A 25,606-nucleotide genomic window follows, 5' to 3' on the forward strand; every position below is an offset into this window, starting at 1 on the left:
CAACGAACGTGATCGGCTGTTCTTTGCTACGCTCTGTCATTGGTCTGCTCCGCTACCTCGGTTGACGATGCTTCAAGTCCATCGCTCATTGTGCCCGCTCTGGGCGCGTTGGAGGAGCGGGGCGGACCATTCCATTACCCTACCGGCCTGTCCACCCTCCCGGCTACCGGCCGGCGCGATGATCAAGGCCCCTCTTGCCAACTGGAGTATCCTCATGAGGCGTGATTCTCAAATTCCCCCGATATTAGCAATCCGTGATGCGATTGCACTGCATTGCAAATGGGTACAAGAGGACTGAATCATGACAACACTGCTGCAGATCGATTTTCCCTTTCAGGGGCCCTTTGGCGATGCCATGACGGCGCAACTGGCAGAACTGGCGGCCTCCATCGCCGAAGAGCCCGGACTGATCTGGAAGATCTGGACCGAGAATGCGCAAGAACAGCAGGCCGGGGGTATCTATCTGTTCCAGGACCCAGCAAGCGCTCAGGCCTACCTTGAAAAACATACCGCACGACTGAACGGGCTAGGGGTCACACAGATCCGCGCGCGGCTGTTCGATGTCAACCTGCCGCTATCGAAGGACACAAATGCCCCCCTGTGAAGCGGCATATGGCCGGGCGTTGCGCCCGGCAAGCGTCTCCCTTGGCATACAGTATCTGCCTCATAGACACAAGAAAGGTCATTCACCATGTCCCACACACCAGCATCAGACCCCATGTTTTCACCCCTCCAGGTGGGCGAGCTGAGCCTGCCGAACCGTATCGTGCTGGCGCCGCTGACCCGTTCCCGCGCCGCCCAGCCCGGCGACGTGCCGACGCCGATGATGGCTGAATACTATGCCCAGCGCGCCAGCGCCGGGCTGATCATCTCCGAGGCCACCAACATCTCCCCCATCGCCAAGGGCTATGCCCTGACGCCCGGCATATTCACCGATGCGCAGATCGCCGGCTGGCGTCTGGTCACAGATGCCGTGCACGCCGCTGGTGGCCGTATCCTGCTGCAGCTCTGGCACTGCGGGCGCATGTCGCATGAATCGCTGCATCCGGGGCAGCCGCCCGCGGCGCCATCGGCCGTGGAGTGCGACGACTGCGCGGTCTTTCTGGTCGACGCCGAGGGTCGGGGCGACAAGGCGCCGGTCTCGCCGCCGCGCGCCATGACCCTCGACGAGATCCGCGCCACCGTCGCCGATTATGCGACCGCCGCCCGCAATGCCATGGCGGCCGGCTTCGACGGTGTCGAGGTGCATGGCGCCAACGGCTACTTGCTGCATCAGTTCCTGGCCAGCAACACCAACTGTCGTGATGACGCCTATGGTGGTGACTTGGCCGGCCGCTGTCGTCTGCTGTTCGAGGTCATGGACGCCGTGCTCGGCGAGGTGCCCGCCGGCCGCGTCGGCGTGAGGCTGTCACCGCTGTTCAGCCTCAACGGCATGGCCGATGCGGATCCGGCCGAGACCCACGGCCATGTGGCGGCTCATCTGAACAGCCTCGGTATCGCCTATCTGCATGTGGCCGACACCGACGTGATGGCAGGCGCCGCGCCCCAGATGGACCGTATGCTGCCCTTCATTCGCCCCAATTTCACCGGCGTGCGCATGCTGAACGGCGCCTACGACCCCGAGCGCGCCCGCGCGGCCATCGCCGCCGGCGACGCCGACCTCATCGCCTTTGGCCGACTCTATCTCGCCAACCCGGACCTGCCCGAGCGCATCGCCGCCGGCGGACCCTACAACACCCCGGATCCCGCCACCTTCTATGGCGGCGGCGCCGAAGGCTACACCAACTATCCGACCCTGGCCGAGGCATAAAATCCCGTTCATTACGCCGGAGAAGCACACCGAACGACCTCAAAGGGTAATGCCGACGCCCTGTACCAGGGCCAGGACCATGGCGTAGCGGATGCCCTTGCCGGCGGCGGTCAGGATGAGGAAGACAGCGAAGCGCACGCGCATGAAGCCGGCGATGAAGGTCAGCGCGTCGCCGACCACCGGTGCCCAGGCCAGCAGGAGGGACCAGACCCCGTAGCGCTGGAACCAGCGCTGGGCCGGACCCAGGGTGCCGGGCTTGAAGGGGAACCAGCGCCGGTGCTGGAAGTGCAGCAGGTAGCGGCCCAGCATCCAGTTCACCGCCGCTCCCAGGGTGTTGCCCGCCGTGGCCCAGGCCCAGAGCCACAGGGGGTCGTGACCGGCGGCGAGGAGGCCGGCGAACAGGACCTCGGAGTAGGCAGGCAGGAGGGTGGCCGCGAGGAAGGCCACCGCGAACAGGCCAAGATAGCTTTCTACCACGGTGCCCTCAGGTCCGCGGCCCGGCGGCCGTCGCGAGGGTGTGGAACAGGCGGCGCTGCATCGCGCCTTCCAGATACGCAGTGACGCTGTCCGCCAGTGTCTCCAGCTTGAGGGCGCCGAGCTCCAGTTCCACGCCGCCGGCGCAGTCGCCGGTTGTTGGTGCGCCTGGCGGGGGCAAGGGTAGCCTGTGCTCTGTTGCGATCATGGGCCAATGGTGTCGCGGAGGTGGCCTGCGTCCGGTGGGGTAGTGTCAAAGACATCACGGTCACGACGCAAGGGGGTGGTGCCGGCTGCAGGGTGGCGATTCATGCCCTGACGCAGGCCCTGACGCAGGCCCTGAAGCGCGTCCATGCCTGTATGATGGTGCCTTGACGCCAGCAGGTGCATGCAACAGGACTCTCCCGCGATGTCGGACCAGGTTTCAGATCAGCTGTCGGGCCAGAGGTCGGGCCAGAGGTCGGGCCAGAGGTCGGGCCAGAGGTCGGGCCAGAGGTCGGGCCATCAGGCCAGATGGCGGCTGTTCGGCTACGGCGCCACCGTCTTTCTCAGCTCGGCATTGTTGCTGGTGCTCGAGATCGTCGCCGGACGACTCGCCGCGCCCTATGTGGGCGTCTCCTTGTACACCTGGACCTCGATCATCGGCGTGATCCTTGCCGGCCTGTCCCTGGGCAACTGGCTCGGCGGCCACTGGGCGGATCGCGGTGGCAACGGGCGCAGCGTCGGGCTGGTGTTGCTGCTCGCCGGGGTCTATGGCCTGTTGAGCCTGCTGCTGCTCGATCCCCTCGGGGCGGCGTTGCAGCAAGGCGGCATCAGCCTGCTGAGCGCGAGCTTCGGCTTCGCGGCCGCGCTGTTCTTCATCCCGGCGGCGCTGATCGGTGTCGTGACCCCGCTGTTGACCACCCTGGCGCTGCGCCTGGACAGCCGCGCCGGGCATGTGGTCGGGCGCATGCATGCGCTGGCCGCGGTTGGCAGCATCCTCGGCACCTTCGCGGCCGGCTGGGTGCTGGTGCAGTGGCTTGGCTCGCGCACCGTGGTGCTGGTCTGCGCCCTGTTGCTGATCGCGCTGGCGCTGCCCTTCCTGCGCGGGCTGCGGCGGGCGTTCTGGTTGCCGATCGGCCTGCTGGTGCTGCTGAGCGGCGGGCTGGGGCTGCGCGCCGCGCTGGCCGGCAGCTGCGACCGCGAGAGCAGCTACTTCTGCCTGCGGGTCGTGGATCAGAGCACCCTGGCGCCCTTCGGCGAGGCGCGCGGCCTGGTGCTGGATCATCTGCTGCACGGGATCAATCATCGCCAGGACCCGGCGCTGCTGATTGCCCCCTATGTGCACGCGATCGACGAGCTGGCCTACGCCCATTTCGGCCCGGACTACGACGATGGCTTGCGCTGGTTCTTCGCCGGCGGCGGTGCCTACAGTCAACCGCGGGCGCTCACCGCCCTGAGTCCGCGCGCCGAGATCGTCGTCGCCGAGCTCGACCCCCAGGTGACCCTGCTGGCGACGGAATCGCTGTTCCTGCGGCCGGAGTCCATGGAGATCATCCACCGCGATGCGCGCCTCGCCCTGCACGCGCAGCCGGCGGGGCGCTTCGATGTGATCGTGGGCGATGTCTTCCACGATGTCGCCATCCCGCCGCACCTGGTGACCCGTGAGTTCGCGGCCCTGGTGCGCGAGCGACTGACTCCCGACGGCCTCTACCTGATGAACGTGGTCGACAGCTTTCCGGACCCGCGCCTGATCAAGGCCATCACCCGGACACTGCAGACCGCGTTCGCCCAGGTGGACCTGTGGATGCAGGGGGTGCCGGAGCATCCGCGGGTGACCTTCGTGATCAGCGCCACCAACGGCGAGCAATTGCCGAAGACCGTGCAGTCTCGCACGGGTCCGGCCCGGCGCTGGACCCGCATGACCGAGGACATCCTTGCCTTCGGCACCCCGCCCGCGGCTTTGCCGGTGCTGACCGATGACTACGCACCGGTTGAGCGCCTGATTGCCGACCTGCTGATCGGCAACAGCCACTGACCCGGCGACGGCCACAGCCCGCGCCGCAGCGCCCTGAACGCGGGCGCCTTGCGCTGGTTGGGGGTCTGGTCTGGGTTACTGGGCGGAGCTTCAATCATCCCGTCGGCGATGGCCGGCGGCTGGTAGGCGTGCATCTTCGGCGCGTTGCTGCATCCATGCGAACAGCGCCTGCGCCGGCAGCGGTCTGGCGTAGAGGAACCCCTGGGCCTCGTCGCAGCCCATGATGCGGAGCTGTTCCGCCAGGGAGACGGCTTCCACCCCCTCGGCGATGGTTCGCAGGTCGAGGCTGCGGGCCATCTGGATCATGGCCTGGACGATGGCGCGGGCCTGTTCGTCCTGGAGGATGTCGATGATGAACGAACGGTCGATCTTGAGCTTGTCGACCTTGAAATGCTTCAGATACGCCAGGCTGGAGTAGCCGGTGCCGAAGTCGTCGATGGCCAGGCGGATGCCCCTGGCCTTCCAGCTCCTGACCGTTTGCTGCACCAGCGCTGCGTTCTGTAGCAGCAGGGACTCGGTCAGTTCCAGTTCCAGGCAGCCGGGGTCGAGGCCGTTGCCGGCAAGGGCATCGAAGACGTCCGTCATCAGCTCCGGATGGCGGAACTGCACCGCAGACAGATTCACCGCCATTGTCAGGTCCTTGAGTCCGGCGGCTTGCCAGGCTGCGGTCTGGCGGCAGGCCTCCCGCAGCACCCAGCGCCCCATGGGCACGATCAGCCCGCTCTCTTCCGCGGCGCCGATGAAGGCCCCGGGTACCATCAGTTCATCGCCCTGTTGCCGGCAGCGCAGCAGGGCCTCCACACCCAGGACCTGTCCGCTGCGCAGGTCGACCTGGGGTTGGTAGTGCAGCTCCAGCCCGTCCTGTTCCAGCGCGGTCTGCAGGGCCTCGCGGGTGGCCACGTACTGGTTCAGCGCCGCCCCCAGGCTGGGCTCGAACAGGCAGTAGCCATGCTGTCCGGACTCCTTGGCGGCACGCAGCGCCGTGTTGGCATTGCGCATCAGGGTCTCGGCCTCGCGGCCGTCCCGGGGATAGACCGCTACGCCGACGGCGAAGTGGGGGGCGAGTTGTACGCTGCCCAGATCATAGGGCGCGACCAGATGCGCCAGCAGCCGGTGGCAGACGGCGCTGGCCTGTGATGCTGCATTGGTGGCCGGCAAGTTGGCTACGATGACCATGAATTCGTCGCCGGACAGACGCCACACATGATCCTCGCTCCGTAGCGTCTGCGTCAGACGCCGGGCCACGGCCTGCAGCAGGCGGTCGCCCACGGCATGGCCGTGGCTGTCGTTGACGTCCTTGAACTTCTCCAGGTCGAGTGACAGCACGGCGAGACCGGCACACTGACGACTGGCGGCGGCCAGCGCGTGCGCAAGCTGTTGCTGCCCCAGTACCCGGTTGGGCAGGGCGGTGAGGGTGTCGTGGTAGGCAAGGTAGTCGATGCGTTCGCGTGCGCGCTTTTGCTCGGTGAGGTCTTGCCAGACGTTGTGCAGCAGCTCCTTACCCTGGTGACGGATGCGCGTGACCAGCACCTGGGCGGGAAAGGACTGGCCATCGGCGCGCAGATGCTGCCACTCGAAGGTGCAGCTGCCCTGCGCCAGGGCGAGACGGGTCAACTCCGCTGCCTTCTCGGCAGAGGGGCGGCCGTCCGGCTGCACGGCCGGCGAGAGCTCGACGACTGAGCGGCCGAGCAGCTGCGCGGGGCTGTCCAGGCGCAGCATCCGCAGTGCGGCGCGGTTGGCGGCGCTGATGTGGCCGTCTTCGATCAGCAGCGTGGCCTGCTGGCTCTGCTCGAACAGGGTGCGAAAGCGGCTCTCGCTCTCCTGCAGTTGCCGTTCGATTTGCCGGCGCTCGGTGTTGTCGGCGCCGAAGACGGCGATCTGGATGACCCGACCCTGGTCATCAAGGACCGGCTTGAGCGAGTGGACTAAGGTGCGGCCTTGTGACTCATCCTCGAACTGCAGCGATTGGCCCGTCTCCAGCACCTGTTCCACGGCCTTGCGACAGGGGCTGAGGGTTGACGCATCGAGCAGGTCGAACACATTGGTACCCAGCATCTCCGCGCGGGGCCGGCCCTTGCGCTCCGCCAAGGACTGGTTGAGGGCGAGAAGGGTACCGTCCGGGGCCATCAGGAAGGCCGCTTCCGGCAGGGCGTCGAGCAGCGCCTGCAGGGCCGGCTCGGGGCCGGTGCCGCCTGCCGAGGCCGAGGGCAGCGCAGGGGCTACCGAAGGCGGATCGGCGCCGGGCTTCGGCGTCGGCGCATTGGTCATGCACGGCTCACAGCGGCTTGCGCGCCACGAGGTCGATCAGCGCCGCCGGCCCTGCATGGCCGACGCCCTCCTGCAGGGTCTGCTCATAGGACTCCAGCCGCAGGATCTCCAGGTCGGCGAAGGCCTCCTGCAACAGCTCCGGCGTGTAGAGCAGTTCGGCGCAGGGCGGACCGCCGGTACCGTAGGCCAGCTGGGCCGGCGTGAAACCGTGCAACAGCAGCAGGCCGCCCGGCGCCAGTGTCTGCTGCATGCCGGCGAAAATGGCGCTGCGCAGGGCCGGCTCGGCGAACTGGATGAAGATGGCCGTCACCAGGTCATAGGCCGCGGGCGCCCAGTGCCAGTGCTGCAGGTCGGAATGCCGGAAGTCGACCTGTACCGCGCGGTTCTCGGCCAGGGTGCGTGCCTTGGCCAAGGCGATCCGGGAACTGTCCACGGCCGTGACCTGCAGCCCGCGCTCGGCCAGATAGACCGCATTGCGCCCCTCGCCCTCGGCAATGGCCAGCGCCCGCTGTCCTGGGTGCAGCCACTCGGACTGCGCCACCAGGAACTGACTCGGCTCGGTGCCGTACAGATAGTCTTCGCGGTCGAAACGTTGGTCCCACATCGGCGGTCGTGCTCGCTGTTGAATTTTGCCATCCTGTTGAAAGCATACCGCCGATCGGCCATCGGCTGCATCCTTCGGCGCGCTTGACCCAGGTCAGCGAGATGCGGGGCAGTGTTGCGCAAGTTCAATTCGCAGCGGCTTGCACAAGCACACACTGGGGGCTCGGGACAGCGCGCCGCCTGATCGCCGACTGTATCGCCGGCGGCCCGGTCCCCCGACCTTCAACCCGCAAGCAGGAGACTGTCATGTCATCACAGCCGCTACGCATCCTGGTTATCGGTGGTTCGGCCGCCGGACCCAAGGCCGCCGCCAAGGCCCGTCGCATGGACGAGCACGCCGAGATCATGCTGGTGCAGCGCGAGAAGGAGCTCTCCATGGCCTCCTGTGGCTTCCCCTACTATGTCGGCGGCACCTTCGACGACCGCAACCTGCTGATCTGCACACCGGCAGGTGTGGTGCGTGACTCGGCCTTCTATGGCAAGGCCAAGGCCATCGAGGCGCGGGTGGAGACCGAGGCCCTGGCCATCGATCGCGAGGCCAAGACCGTCACCATCAAGCATCTGCCGAGCGATGAGCGGCAGACGCTGCACTACGACCGGCTGGTGATCGCCACCGGCGCCACGCCGATGTGCCCGAACGCCCCCGGCAGCGAGCTCGACGGTGTGCAGACGCTGCACTCCATGGCCGACGCCGATGCCTTGCGTGCCATGCGTGATGCCAGGCAGGTGCGAAAGGCGGTGGTGGTCGGCGGCGGTCTGATCGGCTTCGAGGTCTGCGAGGCCCTGCGGCTGGCGGGCATCGATACCACCGTGATCGAGAAGACCGGCCAGATCCTGCCGTTTCTGGACCCGGACCTGGCCAAGCTGGTAGAGAACCACGTGCGCGCCAACGGCCCGGACATCATCGTCGGCAACGGCGTGGCCGAGTTCCTGGGCGAAGAGGGTCGGCTGGTCGGCGTGAAGCTCGAGAACGGCACCGAGCTGCCGTGTCAGTCTGCCGTGATCGCCGTGGGCGTGCGACCCAACATCGGGCTGGCCCGGCGGGCGGGCCTCGAGATCGGCAGCGAGGGTGGTATCCGGGTCAACGAATACATGCAGACCTCGGACCCGGACATCTACGCCGTCGGCGATTGCGTCGAATGCACCTCGCTGATCACTGGCAAGTCGCTGCGCGCCCCATACGGCGACATCGCCAACCTGCAGGGCCGGGTGGCCGGCCAGAACCTGATCGATCCCGGAAGTGCACGCTTTCCGGGCATCACCCAGACCGGCATCTGCAAGATCTTCGACTACAGCGTCGGCTTCACCGGCCTCTCCGTGCACAAGGCCCGCGAGCAGGGGCTGGACGACATCGAGAGTGCCACCATCTCCGGGCTGGACATCCCGGTCTTCATGCAGGGCAAGCTGCTGATCAGCAAGCTGGTTGCCGAGCGCGCCACCGGCCGCATCATTGGCTATCATTGCATCGGCCCGGGCGACGTGAGCAAGCGCGTGGCCACGGTGGCCATGGCCATCCGCGGCGGCCTGACGGTGGAAGACATGACCAACGCCGATCTGCCCTACGCGCCGCCGTATTCCCTTGCGCTGGACCACACCATCGTTGCCGCCCATGTGCTGGACAACAAGCTCAAGGGTCGCATGTGCGGTCTGTCGGCCAGCGAGGTCAAGCAGCGGGCGGACACCGGCGCGGACTGCTTCGTGCTGGACACGCGCAGCCCGCAGGAGTTCGAGGACATGCGCCTGGGGATCGGCGAGCGACTCATCCCGCTGGGCACCCTGCGCGCCCGGCTTGACGAACTGCCGGAAGACAAGGACACGGAGATCATCCTGTACTGCAAGATCTCGCTGCGCGGATACGAGGCCGCCGCCATCCTGCAGGCCAACGGCTGGCGCAACGTCAGGGTGATGGAGGGCGGCATCATGGCCTGGCCCTACGCGCGGGAGAAGTGACGGCCGCCCCGATCCGCCGGGGCTTCCTGCCCCGCACGGGAAGCGCCGAATCAATCAGCGCTTCCCTCAGTCCGGCCAGACCCGCCCGCCGCGACTGAAGGGGTCGGCGTCGGCATGAGACGGGGGTGGAGCGATGACGGGCGCGAGCCGATGGCGACTGGCCGCAACGCCCGCGGCCGGTTTCGGTGTTGCTCGCGGGCTGCGCCTTGGGGCGGCCTTGTCGGTTGCGGGCTTGCGCGCGGCTGTGCCCTGTGCTGCGGGGTCTGCGGGCGCGGCGTCGGTCTCCTTGGCCTGGCGAATGGACTGCAGCAGGCGGGTACTGGTGCGCTTAGGGTCGGTCATGGGGGATGATCTCCGCAATCAGATCGTCGATCTCGGCGGCGGCCTCCGCGCCGCGTTTGCCGGCCTGGTAGACGCTGCGACCGTCCAGGGCGCAGTGGCGGTGGATGGAGCGGCGGCGGATGCCGGTGCGGGCCACGGGCAGGTCCAGCTCGGCGGCGGCCTCGGGCATCAGCCGCGACAAGGTCGTGCGGGGCTCCAGCTGGCTCATGACGATGTGGGCTGCAAGCCGTGGATTGTCCGGGCGCAGTTGCTCGATGACCCGGGCGATATGGGTGGTGGCCCAGAGGTCCATGGGCGAGGGCTGGACCGGCACCAGGGCGATCTGTGCCAGGCGCAGGGCCTGCTCCGCCTGGGGCGCCTTGATCGACGGCGGGCAGTCGATGACCACATGGGCATGGGCGGCCACCAGCGCCCGCACGGTCTTGTCCAGGCCGATGGCGGCGGCGACCACGGCCGGCACGCCGTTGTCGTCGGCGCCAGTCAGTCGCCACTGGTAGGCCGACTGCTGCGGGTCGGCATCGATGATGATCACGGCATCGCCGCTGCGACCCAGCCCGGTGGCCAGGTTCAGCGCCAGCGTGGTCTTGCCGGTCCCGCCCTTGTTGCCGACGACGGCGATGATGCTCATGGATTCACCCGGTATTGCTCTTTGCGCCCAGCCAATTCCTTGGGCATAGCATATCGTTGTGCCGCGCAATCTTCATCTAGCCCCAAGCCCGCGGGTCAGGCTGGCACGCCTGCCGGGTTCCAGCCGGTTCGTCGCTTCCGGCTCCCCCTGAGGAAAATGCTGATTTTGGCCTGGATCGGATCAGGGCGGCCAGTCGATCAGCGTGTCCACAGAGGGCGACTCAATAGCCGTCCTCGCGGTAATTGCAGTTTCCGTACTCATCGCAAGGGCAATATTGTGTCGTGGTGTCGATCTGGGCGTAAGGATCGCCGACTGGGAAACCATTGTCATCCAGACTGCCGTATTTGGGCGCATTGAAGCCATAGGGTATCGGGCTCCCGTCGGGATAGACGGTTCCCGGAGGCGGCTGATAGGTTGCAACATTGCCGATTTCAGGGACCACGCCTTTTTTCTCGACGATCTGGTTCGGCGTGACTGAAATGACCATGAGATCGAAAGACCAGGTGATCCGGGGGAGGTTCCAGCATCGTCTGTGTTTGGTGCGAATGCGTGGTTTTTCCCGCAACCACGGATGCTCATTGCCCTGCACAACATCCACATGCTGCCGAACGCTCTTCAGCGCGCAGGCCACCGTGTCGTCGGAGGTCGGGAAGTGCGTCGCGACGGTCAGGCGCGGCAGGGGGGTGATTTGACTGAGAACATAGCCGAACGCGCCCTGGGGACTATGGGAGCTGTTCTGCACCATGAGCATTTGCTGCACACTTGCGCTGTGCTCATCCGGCGGCGTCGTGGCGTTCGTGTTCTTCATGGCCCAGATCTGCGCCGGCACGCCCATCTCGTGGATAAAGACGTCGACGCCATCGCCGTTGTTGCATGCTGCATCCACACTGAGTTGCTCAGGCTTGGTGTCGCCCGTGTAGATCATGCTCAGGGTCTCGCCACTCGGCGTGCGCCATTCCAGTTTGTAGCCGATGGAGCCCTTGCGGGCGTGAATCACCGGAAAGTAGGTGATCTTCACCCCGGTCTCGGCGTTGTCATAGGCCACATTGTCATCCGGGTCATAGTCCACCACCTTCAGTTCGATGGGGATCATGGCATAGGCATCGTCAATGGGGTCATCGTGTGCGGGATCGCCGTCGCCGACAGGGACTGGCTCACAAGGTAGTCCCCAGGTGTATGGGGTCGCAGGATCATAGGCGCTGTAACTGGTGGTCTGAAAGCCAAAGCTTTCTGTGTGCCAGCGGCAGGCCGCTCGCAGGTGCCGGCAAAATGCGTTCGTGCCATCGTCGTAGTAAATACCGGAATTAGTTGGACTTTCAACGTCAGAAGGTCCGGGGCCCCAGACGAACAACGGCGACTTGCGATCGGACGATGGACCGAAGCAATAGATATGGGTCAAGTCACTCATGTGGTCGCCATGCAGATGGGTCAGGAACACCTTGTTCATGCGCCCGAAGCCCACGTTCATGTTGTTGTAGTTGGTGCAGACGCCAGAGCCGCAGTCAAAGACGAACTGGTCTTTCGGTTGTTGCGTGCCGGGATCCCAACCAACCTCGACGAAGATGCTCATCATCTGCTGTGCCTGGCGCAGATTCGGCGGGATCGATGACCCCATGAAGGTGATCCGCAGCTCGTTCTCATGCAGGGGCTGGATCGTCGTTGCGGTCGTGCGACTGAACGGAAAAAACGGCGGTAAATGATCGAAGTACCGGTAGCGACGTGCCTTGAGAAGGCTTCCCCAGTCGCAGGGCGGCTTGTCCTCGCAATCCAATGGATCGCATACCGGGCAGGTGTTGCCTTGCTGCATGTCGTCGGCGAACAACTTGAGTGCCGTCCCTCCGAACACCAGACTGCCCAAGGCCAGCCCTGAGCGCTTCAATGCCTCGCGTCTCGTCAATCCGGTCTGCGTGCATTCGAGATTCTCGCTGTAGGCGTCGCTCCGCTCGGCGGAGTGGCTTGAGGAATCGGTCATGGTCATGCGTTGCTCCACCAGCTACAGTGAATCGAGATCGTGCGCGGTGCCTTCGCCGTGCGGTATCCGTGTCGCCGAGCCCGTCCGTTGGCGTGATCCCGCCCGGACGATCGCTATTCGGAGCTTAGAACGACAGTGAATCCGTGGCCATGCCACCAAAGGGCCAACCGGGCACGAAGTTGATGCAGGACAAGTGCCTGATATCGGGGTATGTTGGAGGGCGGGTCGTGGCGGGGCGATGATCTTCGATGCCGGCACGGCTTCCTGTTCGTCGGTGCTCTCAACTTCTTTATTTCCGTCGCGCTTTGGGCGGTGCTGTTTCGTCAGCGCACGCTCGCGCTCGATCTCTGGTGCGGGGCTGGCCCGGTCCTGACGCTCGCCTTCCTGTTGCTGGCGCTGCGCCCCGTGCTGCCCACCCTGCTTGGCTACACCCTTGCCAGTCTGCTCGCAATCACGGCGGCGATGCTGCGGCTGCATGCAATCCGTCTGGAGCTTGGCGAGTCTCACCCGGCGGGAGCGCGAGGTTGCACGCCGCGTGGCCCAAGGCGAGCGCAATCTTCGTGCGGAATGCCCGCATCAGTCGTTCGGACGTGGGCCGGCCCCTTGTCTTGCCCGGGCCTCATGCCCGTGACCACGACGGCGTCTGCTCATCGCCGCCAGCAGGTAGGCGCTGACGGCGATCAGCCCGCTTACGCCGATGCCCAGCAGCAAGGGTGTGGCGGTGCCGTCGTGCAGCAGGCTGATGAGCGAGCCGCTGAGGGCGCCGGCGCCGAAGCGCGCCGCACCGCCAAAGGCCGAGGCGGTGCCCGCCAGCCCCGGAAAGTCCGCCATGAATCCGGCCATGGCGTTGCCCATCACCAGTCCGGACATGGCCAGATAGAGCCCGGCGGCGGGCGCGAGCAGCCACAGGCTTGGCTCGTGGAGCAGCGTCAGTGCGAGCAGCAGCAGCGCGGCGACCCCCTGCACGCCGATCCCGACCCGCAGCAGCGCCTCGGCGCCGACCCGCGGGATCAGCCGTGCGTTCATGAACGACACCAGCAGCGCCGCGGCGATATTGGCGCCGAACAGTGGGCCGAAGACCGCCGCCGGTATCGCATGCAGTTCGATGTAGACGAAGGGCGAGGCGACGATGAAACTCATCATGCCGGCAAAGCTCGCCGAGGCGGTCGCCAGAGAGGCCAATGCCTGGCGATGCCGCAGGATGCGCCCGTACTGGCGCAGTTGCCCGGCGAGGTGCGGCGAGCGCTGCGCCGGGGGCAGGGTCTCCGGGACGACGCGCAGGAAGAGCACGGCCGTGGCCAGCGTGATCAGGAGCAACAGGGCAAACACCCAGCGCCAGGACGCCACCAGCAGCACCAGCGCGCCCAGGCTGGGCGCGATCAAGGGCGCCAGGCCCATCACCAGCATCACCAGCGTCATCACCCGCGCATATTCGTCGCGTTCGAAGCAATCGCGCACCAACGCCGGGACAGTGACGGCGATGGCCGCGCCGCCGATCGCCTGCAGGCCGCGGCCGAGCAACAACAGCGGCATCGAGGGTGCCAGCGCGCAGCCGAGCCCGCCGAGGGCAAACAGCGCCAGTCCGCCGATGATCAGCCGTCGGCGGCCATGCACATCGGACAATGGCCCCAGGATCAATTGCGCCGTCGCAAACAGCCCCAGGTACAGCGTCACGCTGAGCTGTGCAAGGCGAATGTCGCTGTCGAGGTCGCGGGCGAGGGTCGGCAGGCTCGGCAGATACAGGTCGATGGCAAAGGGCGTCAGGGCCGCCAGCGCGCCGAGCGCGAGCAGCCGTGCAGGGTGGATGGCGGTCTGTCTGGTCAGGGGAGGGATGGCGCTGATGTTCAAGACGATTGCGTGCAGTCCGGGTTACTGGCCCGGCACGTGTAGTGTGGCGGCCGCCGCCCGTCCGAGGCCGCTGATTTGTCACGGTCCTGTTCCTCTCCGTCGATGATCTCCATGAGAAACTCGCCTACTTCATCGAGTTCTTCAACGACCAGCTGGCCAGGCCGTTTCGCTGGGCCTATACCGGCAAGCCGCTCGTGGACGGATAGGACATTCAACCGCTTCTGCGAGCCCCAGGCGACGTCAGGACGAGAGGCTAGCGAGCGCCAAAGGGCTGGTCAAGGCGCAACCGAGAGCGCTGCGGTGACGCCTGGGCGCTGACCGATTCAGGCCATCATCGCCAGGGTCTTGCGGAAGCGCGCCAGAGAGAGCACGAACAGGATGGCCCCGATGCCTGCCAGGCTCAGGAATTGTGGCCAGACCACATCGAGTCCGGCCCCGCGAAACAGGATCGCCTGGGAGATCTCGACAAAGTGCGTGGTCGGCGCCGCCTGCATGATGACATCGATGATACCGGCCATGCCTTCATGCTGTTTCAGCCCGCCGGAGGAGAATGCCTGAGCGCGGAGGATTCCCCCCGCCCCCGAGAGGATCTGCATGGGCAGCAGTGTCATGAACAGCAAGAGCGCGAATTGCGGCATGGAGCGGGCGATGGTGGCCAGGAAGATGCCGAGGGCCGTGGTGGCGAACAGATGCAGGGCCGTGCCGGCGAAGAACAGCGCCAGCGAGCCCTGGATCGGGACCGCAAGCACACCGCGCACGAGGAGGCTCAGCGACAAGGCCGAGACGACCAGCACAACCAGCGCCATGGCCCAGACCTTGCTGGCCATGATCTCGAAGGGTGTCACAGGCATCGCCAGCAGGTGCTCCACCGTCCCGTGCTCGCGCTCGCGGATCAAGGCCGCACCGGTGAGCACGACGGCCAGCATGGTAATGGCGCTGACGATCTCCATGACGGCGCCGTACCAGATCCTGTTCAGTTCCGGGTTGAATGCCGTCCTCACCGCCAGCCCTATCTTCGGCCCTGCTTTGGCGCTGTGGCGCTGTACGAAGCCATTCACCTCCGCCGACACGATCGCCTGCACATAATTGGCACCCGTGAAGGCCTGGCTCATGCGTGTCGCATCGATGTTGAGCTGCACCTCGGGACGGCGACCGGCGAGCACGTCGCGCTCGAAGTCCGGGGGGATCATCAGCGCGAAGGTGTCGAGCCCGGCGTCCATCCGTGCATCCATTTCGGCTGGGCTGATCAAGACCGGGGGCAAGAAAGAGGGCGGGTAGAAGGCATCCCTGATGCGCGCGGAGAGCGCAGACTGATCCTCGTCGACGATGGCGATCGGCGCCTTGTTCAGGGTTTCCGGCATCGCCTTTGCCGCAGAATAGATATTGAGCGTCAGGGCGAATGCGATCAGCAGCAACAGGATGGGGTCGCGCATCAGGCTGCGCAGCTCCTTGATGCCCAGATAGAGGATGTTTCGGGCCACCCGCATGCCTAACGCGCCTGCTTTCTGAGCAGCAGGGTGCCGAGGCCGATGAGAATGGGGACGGACAGTGCCAGCGGTACGAAGGCCGCCTGAAGGTCCGCGAAGGCCAGCCCTTTGGAGAAGGTACCGCGGGCAATGGTCAGGAAATGGCTGGTGGGGAAGAGGCCACCAATGAACCGAGCCGGACCCGCCAGAGAGCCGACCGGTTCCAGCAGCCCCGAGAACTGAACGACCGGCGGCATGCTCAGCACGAGGGTCCCGAACAGGGCGGCGATTTGGCTACGGACCAGGGCAGACACCAAGAGCCCGAAGGCGGTGGTGGCCATGACATAGAGCAAGGCTGCAAGCGCCAGTGCGGGAAAACTGCCCTTGAGCGGCACGCCGAACAGGGCGACTGCCAGTCCCGTCAACAGCAGGAAGTTGAACATCCCGAGTCCGATGTAGGGAATCTGCTTGCCGAGCAGGAACTCGAGGCGGCTGACGGGTGTGACGTAGAGATTGACGATGGAGCCGAGCTCCTTCTCCCGCACCACCGACAGGGCGCTCATGGCTGCCGGGATCATGAACAGCAGCACGGGGATCACCGCCGGGACCATGGCCGGCAAGCTCGCCACGTCCGGGTTATACCGAAAGCGCGCTTGCATGGCGGCCGGTCCCGCAGTCGTCGTATGGTCGGTTTCGCGCGCCCGAACCGCGAGCCAGTGGTCATGGATGCCCTGCATGTAGGTCCCTATGGTCTCGGCGCGCGCCGGCATGGTGCCATCGATCCAGACGCCGATCTGTACCTGGCTGCCGCGCGCGATATCCCTGGCAAAGCCGTGCGGGATCTCGAGCGCCACGTTGATCTCGCCGGCCCGCATGCGCCGGTCCATCTCCGCGTCGTCTTGCAGCGGCGGCTGCTCGACCAGGTACCGGGAATTGGCCAGGTTGAGTACATAGTCCCGGCTGGCGGTTGTCTGATCGCGGTCGAGTACCGCAAAGCGCACGTCTTCAACGTCCATGTTGATGCCATAGCCCAATACCAGCATCAGCAGGACGCTGCCCAGCACGGCCAGGGACAGACGGATGGGATCGCGGCTCAGTTCGAGCAGCTCGCGTCGGGTATAGCTGAACAGTCGGCGCAGGCTGAGCGGACCCTTTGAGATGTTGGCCCCGGTGGCCCGGGCTGCTGGCGCCCGAGCAAGGGGCGGCGCCATCTCGGGTGCTTTAGCGTCCTCGGGACCATCGTCAGGCATGGCGTCCTCGAGGTGGCTGATGAACGCCTGCTCGAGGGTCATGACGCCGCGGTTGGCCACGATGGCGGTCGGCGCATCGCTGACCAGCACCCGCCCCGCATGCATCAGGGAAATCCGGTCACAACGCTCGGCCTCGTGCATGAAGTGGGTGGAGATGAAGATGGTGACCTTATCCTGGCGGGCCAGCTCGATGAGGATGCGCCAGAAGCCGTCGCGCGCGATCGGATCAACCCCAGAGGTGGGCTCGTCGAGGATCAGCACCTCCGGGTGATGGATCATGGCGACCGCAAGCGAGAGGCGCTGACGTCCGCCAAGCGGCAGCGCATGCGGCAAGGTGTCGATGACCTCGGACAGCTCGAAGCGTGCTGCGAGCGTCTTGACCCGTTGCTCGATGGTCTCCTCCGCGATGCCGAAGAGCCGCGCATGGATGACCAGGTTCTGCCGCACCGTCAGCTCGCTGTAAAGCGAGAAGGATTGGGTCATGTAGCCGATGCGTCGGCGCCTGTCGATGTCCTTTGGGTCCACCGGCTGGCCAAAGAGCCACGCCTCCCCCTCGCTGGCGGGCAACAGGCCCGTGAGCATCTTCATGGTGGTGGTCTTGCCGCAGCCATTGGAGCCGAGGAAACCGAAGATCTCACCGCGCCGGATATGAAAGCTGACCCGGTCCACCGCCGTGAAGCCGCCAAAGCGCATGCTGAGGCCGCGGGCCTCGATGGCTGTGTCCGCATCCTCTGCTGCTGCGCCCGGCCGAGACTGCATCGGCCGATGGCCTGCCAATTGCTCCCTCGGCAACAGCCTGATAAAGGCCTCCTCCAATGTGCGGCCGCCACTCTGCGCCAGCAGCGCCTGGGGTGTGCCGGTGGCGAGGACCTTGCCCCGGTTCATCGCGACCAGCCAGTCGAAGCGGGCGGCCTCCTCCATGTAGGCGGTGGCGATCAGGATGCTCATCCCGGGGCGATGGGCACGCATACGGTCGATCAACTGCCAGAACTGGCGCCGCGAGAGCGGGTCGACGCCCGTGGTGGGCTCATCGAGGATGAGCAGACCCGGATCGTGGATCAGCGCGCAGCACAGGCCCAGCTTCTGCTTCATGCCCCCGGATAAGTGACCGGCCGGTCGATCGGCGAACGGCGCAAGGCCGGTGGCCCTGAGCAGGCTGGCGATGCGTCGCCGGCGCTCACCACGGGCATGGCCGAAGAGGCCCCCGAAAAAGTCGACGTTCTCGAAGACGGACAGGGTCTCGTACAGGTTCTTGCCCAGGCCCTGGGGCATGTAGGCGATGCGCGGCTGGATGGCCTGGCGATGCGCCCTTGTGCCGATATCGCCACCCAGCACTTCAACCGTGCCCGACTGCAGTCGACGGGCACCGGCGATGAGCGAGAACAGGCTCGACTTGCCCACTCCGTCTGGCCCGATCACGCCCACCATACAGCCGGACGGCAAGTCCAAACTCAGCTCGTCCAGCGCCAAAGCGCCCCCGTAGCGCAGGCTGACATGACGCAGCCGCGCGAAGGCCGGCGCAGTGGCGGGGTCGGGCGCGCTCATTCGGGCAACTTCACCTCCAGCTCCGGCGGCCAGGGCCTTGCAGCATCGAGGCGCACGTATGCCATGCCGGGCAGCCCGGTCTTGACCTGTTGGCTATATTTCCGCAAAAGCTCGGGCGGAATCTGTGCACGCACGCGAAACATCAGCTTCTCCCGCTCTGCAGCCGTTTCCACCGCCTTGGGCGTGAACTGTGCCACATCGGCGATAAAGGAGAGCCGTGCCGGGATCACGTACTCGGGGGCAGCATCCAGCACCAGGCGCACCTCGCTGCCCAAGGCCAGCTTGCCCACCTGTGCCGTCGGCAGGAAGAAGGTCATGTACACGTCGGATAGGTCCACGAGATTGAGCACGCGCCCGCCCGCAGCGATCACTTCACCGGGCCGAGCCACGATGAACTGCACCCGTCCGTCCCTGGGGGAGCTCAGCGTCGCGTCGGCGATGTCGGCCTGGATGCGCTCGATGTTGGCCTCTGCCGCCGCAGCGGAGGATTGTGCACCGGCCACCTGTGCCCGTGCGCTGGCGATCGCGGACTCCGCAGCGACCACTTGCGCGAGCGCGGCACGCACCGCGGCCTCTGCGCTATCCACCTGCGCCCGCTCATCGTCTACCACCTGAGGAGAGATGAAGCCCTTGTCGGCAATGGCCATCGAGCGAGCCAGATGCGATCGGGCGACCTTGAGCTCCACTTGGCGCTGTGCCAGCAATGCCTCTGCGGCAGCCTTGTCGCTTTCGCGCTGTGCCGTCTGGCTGTGGGCCGTAACGACTGCGCTGATCGCCTGCTGGAGTTGCGCCTCGGCCTGGTGGAGCTGGGCGTCGAGCAATCGCGTATCCATCACCGCCAGGACCTGTCCTGCAGAGACGCGCTCGCCCTCTTGGACGAAGACCGCTTGCACCCGCCCGGCGTTCTTGGCGGCGATGTCGATTTCGACGGCCTCGATGCGGCCATTACCGCTCGCCAATCCAGTCTCTATCTCCTTGGGGACCAGTCGCTGCAAGATCAGAAAGGCACCGACAAGCAGGATCAAGAGACTCGCCGAGCGGCGTGCCCAGGTTCTTTGTCTAGGGGTCATCATTGCGCGCCCTCTGTCTTGCTCGCAGTCACCTTCCCCGGGCCGGACCGAGGATGTCGACTTCAAGCCTAGCGCAGGTCGCCGGACATCACCGCGCCCCGTCTCAGTGCTTCCCTATATCGTGTGAATTTAAGGTGCGATAAGAGTATCCCCGATGGACTCCTGGAAGAGTCAAACGCTGAATCGCTTCATTTTCAGTGGCTTCCGCCACTGAATATGGCGGGGCTTCCTGCCCCGCACGGGAAATGCTGAATAAATCAGCGCTTCCCTAATGCGTCGGTGACCGCCACCACTGACGGCAACGATCACTCCGCGCCACTGGCCGCGACGGTTGCCTCGATCTGCTGGGCCAATGCCGGATCCAGCCCGAGGGCGCGGCCCAGGGTGTCGAGATAGAACCGCTCGGGCGGAGAGGGCGGGTCGAGCATCCAGGCAGAGGCGGTGTAGACCTCTGCGGCGTGCTCGGGCGTGCGCACCTCCGCGGCCAAGGCGGCGATGTCGAGGGGCCGACCGTATTCCTCGAACAGGAAGGCCTTGTCCTCGGCGGGCAGGTCAAGGCCGTTGATCTGCTCCAGGATGGCCTGGCTTTCTGCGGTGTCGATCTGACCGTCGGCCTTGGCGGCGGCAATCATGGCCTTGGCCAGCAGCAGGCTCAGTACGGCGCCGGCCTGCGCATCTGCGGCCGCCGGTAGAAAGCCGCTGTCGCTGGGGGGTGGTTGCAAGGCTTCCTCGGGCGTCGCTTTGGCCCCTTTCTGGTAGTTCTGCCACGCCTTGTAGGCAAGACCGCCGACCAGCGCCAGACCGCCGACCTTGATGGCGGAGCCGGCCAGCTTCTTGGCTTGTTTGCCTGGTTTCTTGCTGGTCAGCAGGCTGGCCAGCGCGCCCCCGGCGAGCCCACCGGCAAAGCCCCCGGCGGCCCCACTGCCGACCAATTCATCGAGCAGTCGCTTACTATCGAACACGTGTGCATCCCCCTTGCGCTTCTGTGGCGCGGGCAACAGGCACGACAGCAAAGGCTGCCTGCCTGTGCCTGATCGCGTTCTCCTGGTTCAGTTTACCGAAACCGGCGCGCACTCTGACGCGTCTTCGCTTTCGATCTCTTCCACCATGCCGCCCTCCCAGTCCACCGAGGCGCAGGTGCCGACCAGCAGCGGGCCGTCGTCCTCGTCGATCTGGGTTCTGGCGGTGGCGCTGAAGGTGCGCCCGCCGATGACCCATTCACCGATGTGGCCGTTGGTTGGCTGGCTTTCGATGACACCGTAGAAGTCGTCATCGGCCTGGGCGCCAACGGGGAGGGTGAGTGCAGCGGCGGTGAGTAAGAGCGAGACTGGCTTGATCATCTGGAAACCTCGTATTGGATGAAACCCTGCGTGGTCCGCTTGTGCGGTTGTTATGAACAACCCGGCTGACATGCGAACACCCGCAGCTTAAGGGAATGGCGCTGACGAACGGCTGTAGAGGGCTGTCAGCAGATGGTCAGGTTAGCCCCGGGCAATCGCCTTGGGAGACGCTGATTTATTGGCCTCCTGGCCAAAAATCAGCACGCGATTCGAAAACGCGGTTTCCGAATCGCTTCATTTTCAGCGGCTTGCGCCGCTAAAAATGGCGGGGCCTCCTGCCCCGCACGGGAAATGCCGAATAAATCAGCATTTCCCTTGTGCCTCTTGGCGCTAATGACAGCCTTCGGTGCTGTATCGATCTTGCTGGACGATTCCCAACGAATGCGCCCAACCCGCCCCAACGCCTTACCATCCGCTGGCAGGAGGTTGTTGGTTTGCAGGGCATCCTGACGTTGTCTGCCGCCGCAGGGGCAGGTCGTTGGTATCGTGCCGGTCTGCCGAAGCATCTCCGGAAACGACCAGCGATACAGCCACTGCTGCGAGCAGTTCGCTTCCAAGCGGTCTCGAAATGCCCTGCCTCAGCGGTGATACTCCCCGGCGCGCTCCGGCTGATATATCACTTCCTCAACGCGCACACGCAGCATGCGACCAGCGGGCATGGGCCATTCGATTTCATCGCCCTGAGACAGCCCGAGCAGGGCGCTTCCCACCGGGGCCAGGATAGAGATCTTGCCGGGACTCCCGTCGCTGTCCTGTGGATAGACCAGGGTGAGGGTGAACTCCTCCCCGGAGGAGAGGACCTGGAAGCGGACCCGAGAGTTCATGCTGACCACGTTCGGCGGCATCTGCTCTGAGGCGACGATGTCCGCTCGGGTCAGTTCTTCCTCCAGCGCGGCCTTACCCGGAAAGGTGGCGTCGGGCAGGTCGGCGATCAGCCGCTCCAGTCGTTCGGCATCCAGGGAGGAGACAATGAGTTCTGGACGGGTTGGTTTCATCATGACGGTCGCCTGCTCCGAGTGGACGGGTTTTGCGCTCCGGATAGCTGGTCTTCGCAAAGCGCCGAACGCGTGCAGGAAAGGCGCCGCCGGCGTCGACAGATGTACCATTGACGGGTCGTCGGCGCCCATGTTCGCGCCATGCCCCCTGGGCCACTGTCAGGAAGACCACCATGATCGGATCATCAACGTCAGGGTAACCCAACCATGACAAACGTGCGCGGTCATCGACGTCGTTGCCTGGCGCGGTTCATGGGGGGTGTTCTTGCTGGCGCTGGTGCGGTTCAGCTTCACCTCGGGGCAGCATCCTCTTGCTGCCTCTTCAGCCCTTGATACAGAGCAGGGGCTCGAGCCGCGCGACCCGGCGCGCGAGCCCGGCGCGCTCGGCCACCAGCACCACCTCGCTCACGTCCTTGTAGGCGCCCGGGGCCTCCTCGGCCAGTCCGCGTGCGGACGGACTGCGCACGACGATGCCGCGGCTGGCCAGCTCGTCCTGCACGGCGCGTCCATGCCAGCGGCGCGTCGCCGCATGTCGGCTCAGGGCGCGTCCGGCCCCATGGCAGGCGGAGCCGAAGGCCAGTTGCATGCCCTGCTCGGTGCCCACCAGGATGTAGGAGGCGGTGCCCATGGTGCCGCCGATGAGCACGGGCTGCCCGACCCTGCGCAGGTCCGGCGGCAGGTCCGGATGGCCCGGCCCGAAGGCGCGCGTGGCCCCCTTGCGGTGCACATAGAGCTGGCGTCTGCGCCCGTCGACGACATGCTCCTCGAGCTTGCAGGTGTTGTGCGAGACGTCGTAGAGCAGCTCGAGGTCGGTGCCAAAGAATTCATCGAAGACCCGGCGTGCCAGGTGCGTGATGATCTGGCGGTTGGCCAGGGCGCAGTTGATCCCCGCGCGCATGGCGCCGAGATAGGCCTGGCCGAGCTGCGACTTGATCGGCGCACAGGCCAGCTCGCGGTCGGGCAGATTGATACCATGCTTGGGCGCCGCCACGGCCATGCGCTTCAGATACTCGGTGCCGATCTGATGGCCCAGGCCGCGCGAGCCGCAGTGGATGCTGACCATGGCGTCGTCGATGCGCAGGCCGAAGGCGGCCGCGATCTGCGCATCGTAGATCTCGGTGACGGCCTGCACCTCCAGATAATGGTTGCCCGAGCCGAGGGTGCCCATCTCCTGCTGCTGGCGCTGCTTGGCCTGGTCCGAGACCTGGCTTGGATCGGCCCCGGCCATGCGCCCCTGCTCTTCGATACGGGCCAGGTCCTCTGGGCGGCCATACCCCTCGCCGACGGCCCAGGCGGCGCCGCCCTCGAGCATGGCATCCATACCCTTGTGGTCAAGGCGGATGGCGCCTGTGCTGCCGACGCCGACCGGGACCGAATAGTAGAGCGCATCGGCCAGCTCCTTCTGCACCGCAAGCACGGCGGCCCGGTCCAGGCCCGTATGCAGCGTGCGCACGCCGCAGCAGATGTCGAAGCCGACGCCGCCGCCGGAGACGATGCCGCCCGCATCCGCATCGAAGGCACCGACACCGCCGATGGGAAAGCCGTAGCCCCAATGGGCGTCGGGCATCGCATAGGCCGCGCCGACGATGCCCGGCAGGCCGGCCACATTGATGGCCTGCTCGATCACCTTGTCGTCGATGTCGCGGATCAGCGCCTCGCTGGCAAAGATCACCACGGGGACGCGCATCGCGCCGGTGGGCTCGATACGCCATTCGGTGTCGCTATGCTTGGTCAGGCCTTTCATCACAGACGGCTCCTAAACATCAACAACGCAGCGTGCACGCCAGCGGCCATTTCTGTGTTGTTGTACCGAGAGGGCGGTGTAGGTGGCGCCTTTGACCTCGACGGCGGGATGGTGGCGCTCTGGCTCGACGGGCTCGCCCCAGAGGTTCGCCTGCAGCCTGGCGCCATCGATCCGCAGATCAAAGCGTGAGAACAGCATGCGCTCCGTGGCCATCCGATAGATCAGCGCATTGAGCCAGTCCACGAACAGCAGCTCCAGGTCCGGCTCGTCGCAGCTGATATGGATAGCTTGTTTCGGCGCGACCTCGGTCGGATCGCAAATGATCGCCGTCAGCGCCAGTGCCGCCTGGGCGAAGGCCTCCGCTGGGCTGTCGCCGACGCCTTCCACACCGATGTCGGCGCGGTGCTCGAAATGCCGCCAAGAGGGCGTGGCCCTTCGCGGGCTCGGCGCTGATTTCATGGCTTGTCGCGTCGATGAAGATCCCAAGCAGGAGAGCGGCAGACAGGATGTCCATGCCCTGAGCTTAGTCGGCGATGCGGGGAGTCGCCAGCCGCCACTCACCACTCGTCACTGCCTGATCCGCTTGCGCACTGATGCGCATCGCTCGCAGAATCCCTTCAAGTTCGGCTTCGGCGGTACAGCAGATACCCATGAGCTTTCAATCCGCGGTCAAGCCGCTGCTGCAGCCGGTACATGTGACTGTGGTGCTGCGTCACCTGGGCCAGCTGTCGCTGATCCTGACCGGCCTGCTCCTGGTTCCAACCCTGGTGGCCTGGCTGGACGGTGACCGCGTGCTGGCGCAGCGGCTGCTGCTGGGTGCGCTGCTGCCGGCGGTCGGTCTCGCCGCCTGCGCGCTCCTGCCCCGCGCGGGGCGGCAGTTGCGGCTCAACGAGGCCCTGGTGATCACGGTGCTGAGCTTCATCGTTGTCGCGGCGCTGTCGACCTGGCCACTGGCCAGCGGTGGGTTGTCGATGCTCGATGCCTGGTTCGAGGCGGCGTCGGGGGTGACGACGACCGGACTGAGCATGCTGTCTGATCCGGCGCAGTGTTCCAATGCCTATCTGTTCACGCGCGCCTGGCTGCAGTGGGTCGGCGGGCTCGGCATCGTCGTCTTGTCCATGGCGCTGGTCTTGGGGCAGGCAGCAGATCAGCGCCGGTTTGCCGATGCCCTTGGCGATGACGACCTGGAGGTCGGGGCTCGGCAGCATGCCCGGCGCGTGGTCAGTGTCTATGTGCTGTTGACGGCGATCGGACTTGCATGGGTCTCCGCCGCCGGCCTGGCCTGGCCGGCGGCAGTCATCCATACCCTGGCGGCCGTCTCCACCGGGGGCTTTTCCGTGGCTGCCGACAGCCTGGCGGCCCTGACACCCCGGATACAGCTGGCGTTGCTCGTGGTCGCCTTTGCCGGGGCCCTGCCGTTGCCGTTGTATTATCGAGCCTGGCTGCGAGGACCACTGGAGCTGCTGCGCGACCCTGAGCTCAGGGCGCTGGTTGCGGCCATCGGCATCACCATGGCCCTGTTGTGGCTCCTGGGCGGCCTGGTGCCTGGCGAGGCCTTGATGCAGGCCGCGATGGCGCAGACCACGACTGGCTTCTCGACCGTGGATATCGCCGGGCTGCCGGCTCAGGCGAAGCTGGTGCTGATCCTGTCCATGCTCGGTGGCGCCGGCGTGGGCTCAACTGCTGGCGGCATCAAGCTCTTGCGGCTGCTGATCCTGATCCGGCTCATCCAGCTGATGATCCTGCGCGTGCAGCTGCCTCCTCATGCCGTGGTCTCGGCGCGACTGGGCGGACATGAGCTGGATGCGCGTCAGATCGAGCACGCGCTGATCGTGATCCTGTTGTTTGTGCTTTTGGTCGTTGGGGCCTGGCTCGCCTTTGTCGCCGCGGGCTATGTGCCGCTCGATGCGCTGTTCGAGGTCGTCTCCGCGGCGGCCACGGTGGGGCTTTCCACGGGCATCACGGGCATTGAGCTGGAACCAGGCCTGAAGGCACTGCTGACCTTGGTGATGCTGGCTGGCCGCGTGGAGGTACTGGCCTTGCTGGTGCTGCTGTATCCGCGGACCTGGCTCAGGCCCTGATCCGTGTTACCCAAGCCATGCGCTCAACGCCTACGCGGCCAGGAAGCGTCAAATCCCCTATTCAAGGCCAGCAATTTCATATGCAAACCGCAGAGGCGCAGAGAACGCAGAGACCAGCAAGAGCCTTCGTAGGCAGCTGTGCGTGCGCTTTGCGTTCTCTGTGTCTGCGGTTAAGCGAGCCTCCGAAAGAGCGCCAATTGAGC

The 25,606-nt window shown here is 65.8% G+C and carries 22 protein-coding genes; 5 read left to right on the forward strand and 17 right to left on the reverse strand.

From position 1 onward, the window contains the following. The first annotated feature begins 301 nt into the window (after nt 1-301). Nucleotides 302-604: a monooxygenase gene (locus F2Q65_RS15470; RefSeq protein WP_150094317.1), complete on the forward strand. Its 303-nt coding sequence runs from the start codon at nt 302-304 to the stop codon at nt 602-604. Between the two features lie 114 nt (nt 605-718). Next, nucleotides 719-1,810: an alkene reductase gene (locus tag F2Q65_RS15475; RefSeq protein WP_246156270.1), complete on the forward strand. Its 1,092-nt coding sequence runs from the start codon at nt 719-721 to the stop codon at nt 1,808-1,810. A 39-nt stretch (nt 1,811-1,849) separates the two neighbouring features. Here the strand turns inward: F2Q65_RS15475 and F2Q65_RS15480 are convergent, their stop codons facing one another. After that, the gene (locus F2Q65_RS15480; RefSeq protein WP_150094319.1) at nt 1,850-2,287 is read right to left on the reverse strand and encodes a YqaA family protein; all 438 of its coding nucleotides are present in this window, start codon (nt 2,285-2,287) and stop codon (nt 1,850-1,852) included. Between the two features lie 7 nt (nt 2,288-2,294). Continuing rightward, the gene (locus tag F2Q65_RS15485; protein WP_150094320.1) at nt 2,295-2,492 is read right to left on the reverse strand and encodes a hypothetical protein; all 198 of its coding nucleotides are present in this window, start codon (nt 2,490-2,492) and stop codon (nt 2,295-2,297) included. A 201-nt stretch (nt 2,493-2,693) separates the two neighbouring features. Between F2Q65_RS15485 and F2Q65_RS15490 the strand changes: the two genes are divergently transcribed. Then, nucleotides 2,694-4,301: a fused MFS/spermidine synthase gene (locus F2Q65_RS15490; protein ID WP_281291048.1), complete on the forward strand. Its 1,608-nt coding sequence runs from the start codon at nt 2,694-2,696 to the stop codon at nt 4,299-4,301. Nucleotides 4,302-4,391: 90 nt separating this feature from the next. On the opposite strand, the gene F2Q65_RS15495 is transcribed toward F2Q65_RS15490, so the two are convergent. After that, nucleotides 4,392-6,569 (reverse strand): putative bifunctional diguanylate cyclase/phosphodiesterase, encoded by a 2,178-nt coding sequence (locus tag F2Q65_RS15495; protein WP_150094322.1) that lies wholly within the window; start codon nt 6,567-6,569, stop codon nt 4,392-4,394. A 7-nt stretch (nt 6,570-6,576) separates the two neighbouring features. Next, nucleotides 6,577-7,173: a class I SAM-dependent methyltransferase gene (locus F2Q65_RS15500; RefSeq protein ID WP_150094323.1), complete on the reverse strand. Its 597-nt coding sequence runs from the start codon at nt 7,171-7,173 to the stop codon at nt 6,577-6,579. Nucleotides 7,174-7,418: 245 nt separating this feature from the next. Between F2Q65_RS15500 and F2Q65_RS15505 the strand changes: the two genes are divergently transcribed. After that, on the forward strand, nt 7,419-9,122 hold the full coding sequence (locus F2Q65_RS15505; protein WP_150094324.1) for an FAD-dependent oxidoreductase: 1,704 nt from the start codon (nt 7,419-7,421) through the stop codon (nt 9,120-9,122). Nucleotides 9,123-9,188: 66 nt separating this feature from the next. Here the strand turns inward: F2Q65_RS15505 and F2Q65_RS15510 are convergent, their stop codons facing one another. The 13 genes from F2Q65_RS15510 to F2Q65_RS15570 form a co-directional block, all read right to left on the reverse strand. After that, on the reverse strand, nt 9,189-9,464 hold the full coding sequence (locus F2Q65_RS15510) for a hypothetical protein (protein WP_150094325.1): 276 nt from the start codon (nt 9,462-9,464) through the stop codon (nt 9,189-9,191). Beyond that, on the reverse strand, nt 9,451-10,092 hold the full coding sequence (parA, locus tag F2Q65_RS15515; protein WP_150094326.1) for a ParA family partition ATPase: 642 nt from the start codon (nt 10,090-10,092) through the stop codon (nt 9,451-9,453). The genes F2Q65_RS15510 and parA overlap by 14 nt, the downstream gene beginning before the upstream one ends. A 220-nt stretch (nt 10,093-10,312) precedes the next feature. After that, the gene (locus F2Q65_RS15520) at nt 10,313-12,070 is read right to left on the reverse strand and encodes an MBL fold metallo-hydrolase (protein ID WP_150094327.1); all 1,758 of its coding nucleotides are present in this window, start codon (nt 12,068-12,070) and stop codon (nt 10,313-10,315) included. A 570-nt stretch (nt 12,071-12,640) separates the two neighbouring features. Beyond that, nucleotides 12,641-13,912 carry a Bcr/CflA family multidrug efflux MFS transporter gene (locus F2Q65_RS15525; protein ID WP_150094328.1) on the reverse strand — a complete coding sequence of 424 codons (1,272 nt, stop codon included), beginning with the start codon at nt 13,910-13,912 and terminating at the stop codon, nt 12,641-12,643. A 323-nt stretch (nt 13,913-14,235) separates the two neighbouring features. Then, entirely contained in the window at nt 14,236-15,399 is a 1,164-nt protein-coding gene (locus F2Q65_RS15530) for an ABC transporter permease (protein ID WP_150094329.1), read from the reverse strand. A 2-nt stretch (nt 15,400-15,401) separates the two neighbouring features. Further along, nucleotides 15,402-18,173 (reverse strand): ribosome-associated ATPase/putative transporter RbbA, encoded by a 2,772-nt coding sequence (gene rbbA, locus F2Q65_RS15535; protein ID WP_150094330.1) that lies wholly within the window; start codon nt 18,171-18,173, stop codon nt 15,402-15,404. Further along, nucleotides 18,170-19,168: an HlyD family secretion protein gene (locus tag F2Q65_RS15540; protein ID WP_246156271.1), complete on the reverse strand. Its 999-nt coding sequence runs from the start codon at nt 19,166-19,168 to the stop codon at nt 18,170-18,172. The genes rbbA and F2Q65_RS15540 overlap by 4 nt, the downstream gene beginning before the upstream one ends. A gap of 380 nt (nt 19,169-19,548) precedes the next feature. Next, nucleotides 19,549-20,205, reverse strand: a complete 657-nt coding sequence (locus F2Q65_RS15545; RefSeq protein ID WP_170265770.1) for a tellurite resistance TerB family protein — start codon at nt 20,203-20,205, stop codon at nt 19,549-19,551. An 87-nt stretch (nt 20,206-20,292) separates the two neighbouring features. After that, complete coding sequence (locus F2Q65_RS15550; protein ID WP_150094332.1) at nt 20,293-20,583, reverse strand: hypothetical protein; 291 nt, start codon at nt 20,581-20,583, stop codon at nt 20,293-20,295. Nucleotides 20,584-20,780: 197 nt separating this feature from the next. Continuing rightward, nucleotides 20,781-21,140, reverse strand: coding sequence for a hypothetical protein (locus F2Q65_RS15555; protein ID WP_150094333.1), 360 nt, complete (start codon nt 21,138-21,140; stop codon nt 20,781-20,783). 21 nt (nt 21,141-21,161) lie between these two features. After that, nucleotides 21,162-21,578 carry a nucleoside diphosphate kinase regulator gene (gene rnk, locus F2Q65_RS15560; protein ID WP_150094358.1) on the reverse strand — a complete coding sequence of 139 codons (417 nt, stop codon included), beginning with the start codon at nt 21,576-21,578 and terminating at the stop codon, nt 21,162-21,164. A 322-nt stretch (nt 21,579-21,900) separates the two neighbouring features. Then, nucleotides 21,901-23,322, reverse strand: coding sequence for an RtcB family protein (locus F2Q65_RS15565; RefSeq protein ID WP_150094334.1), 1,422 nt, complete (start codon nt 23,320-23,322; stop codon nt 21,901-21,903). 12 nt (nt 23,323-23,334) lie between these two features. After that, nucleotides 23,335-23,781 carry an archease gene (locus F2Q65_RS15570; RefSeq protein WP_150094335.1) on the reverse strand — a complete coding sequence of 149 codons (447 nt, stop codon included), beginning with the start codon at nt 23,779-23,781 and terminating at the stop codon, nt 23,335-23,337. Between the two features lie 191 nt (nt 23,782-23,972). Here F2Q65_RS15570 and F2Q65_RS15575 point away from each other — a divergent pair, with 191 nt between their 5' ends. After that, nucleotides 23,973-25,403, forward strand: a complete 1,431-nt coding sequence (locus F2Q65_RS15575; RefSeq protein WP_170265771.1) for a TrkH family potassium uptake protein — start codon at nt 23,973-23,975, stop codon at nt 25,401-25,403. The last annotated feature ends 203 nt before the right edge of the window (nt 25,404-25,606 follow it).

Source organism: Thiohalocapsa marina (genome assembly GCF_008632335.1).
Taxonomy (GTDB): Bacteria; Pseudomonadota; Gammaproteobacteria; order Chromatiales; family Chromatiaceae; genus Thiohalocapsa; species Thiohalocapsa marina.

Bases quoted from the DNA above. Each gene is read 5' to 3' on its own strand.
- F2Q65_RS15470 (WP_150094317.1), top strand. From the start codon at position 302: ATGACAACACTGCTGCAGATCGATTTTCCCTTTCAGGGGCCCTTTGGC.
- F2Q65_RS15475 (WP_246156270.1), top strand. From the start codon at position 719: ATGTTTTCACCCCTCCAGGTGGGCGAGCTGAGCCTGCCGAACCGTATC.
- F2Q65_RS15485 (WP_150094320.1), bottom strand. From the start codon at position 2,492: ATGATCGCAACAGAGCACAGGCTACCCTTGCCCCCGCCAGGCGCACCA.
- F2Q65_RS15490 (WP_281291048.1), top strand. From the start codon at position 2,694: ATGTCGGACCAGGTTTCAGATCAGCTGTCGGGCCAGAGGTCGGGCCAG.
- F2Q65_RS15495 (WP_150094322.1), bottom strand. From the start codon at position 6,569: ATGACCAATGCGCCGACGCCGAAGCCCGGCGCCGATCCGCCTTCGGTA.
- F2Q65_RS15500 (WP_150094323.1), bottom strand. From the start codon at position 7,173: ATGTGGGACCAACGTTTCGACCGCGAAGACTATCTGTACGGCACCGAG.
- F2Q65_RS15505 (WP_150094324.1), top strand. From the start codon at position 7,419: ATGTCATCACAGCCGCTACGCATCCTGGTTATCGGTGGTTCGGCCGCC.
- F2Q65_RS15510 (WP_150094325.1), bottom strand. From the start codon at position 9,464: ATGACCGACCCTAAGCGCACCAGTACCCGCCTGCTGCAGTCCATTCGC.
- parA (WP_150094326.1), bottom strand. From the start codon at position 10,092: ATGAGCATCATCGCCGTCGTCGGCAACAAGGGCGGGACCGGCAAGACC.
- F2Q65_RS15520 (WP_150094327.1), bottom strand. From the start codon at position 12,070: ATGACCATGACCGATTCCTCAAGCCACTCCGCCGAGCGGAGCGACGCC.
- F2Q65_RS15530 (WP_150094329.1), bottom strand. From the start codon at position 15,399: ATGCGGGTGGCCCGAAACATCCTCTATCTGGGCATCAAGGAGCTGCGC.
- rbbA (WP_150094330.1), bottom strand. From the start codon at position 18,173: ATGAGCGCGCCCGACCCCGCCACTGCGCCGGCCTTCGCGCGGCTGCGT.
- F2Q65_RS15550 (WP_150094332.1), bottom strand. From the start codon at position 20,583: ATGATCAAGCCAGTCTCGCTCTTACTCACCGCCGCTGCACTCACCCTC.
- rnk (WP_150094358.1), bottom strand. From the start codon at position 21,578: ATGAAACCAACCCGTCCAGAACTCATTGTCTCCTCCCTGGATGCCGAA.
- F2Q65_RS15565 (WP_150094334.1), bottom strand. From the start codon at position 23,322: ATGAAAGGCCTGACCAAGCATAGCGACACCGAATGGCGTATCGAGCCC.
- F2Q65_RS15570 (WP_150094335.1), bottom strand. From the start codon at position 23,781: ATGAAATCAGCGCCGAGCCCGCGAAGGGCCACGCCCTCTTGGCGGCAT.
- F2Q65_RS15575 (WP_170265771.1), top strand. From the start codon at position 23,973: ATGAGCTTTCAATCCGCGGTCAAGCCGCTGCTGCAGCCGGTACATGTG.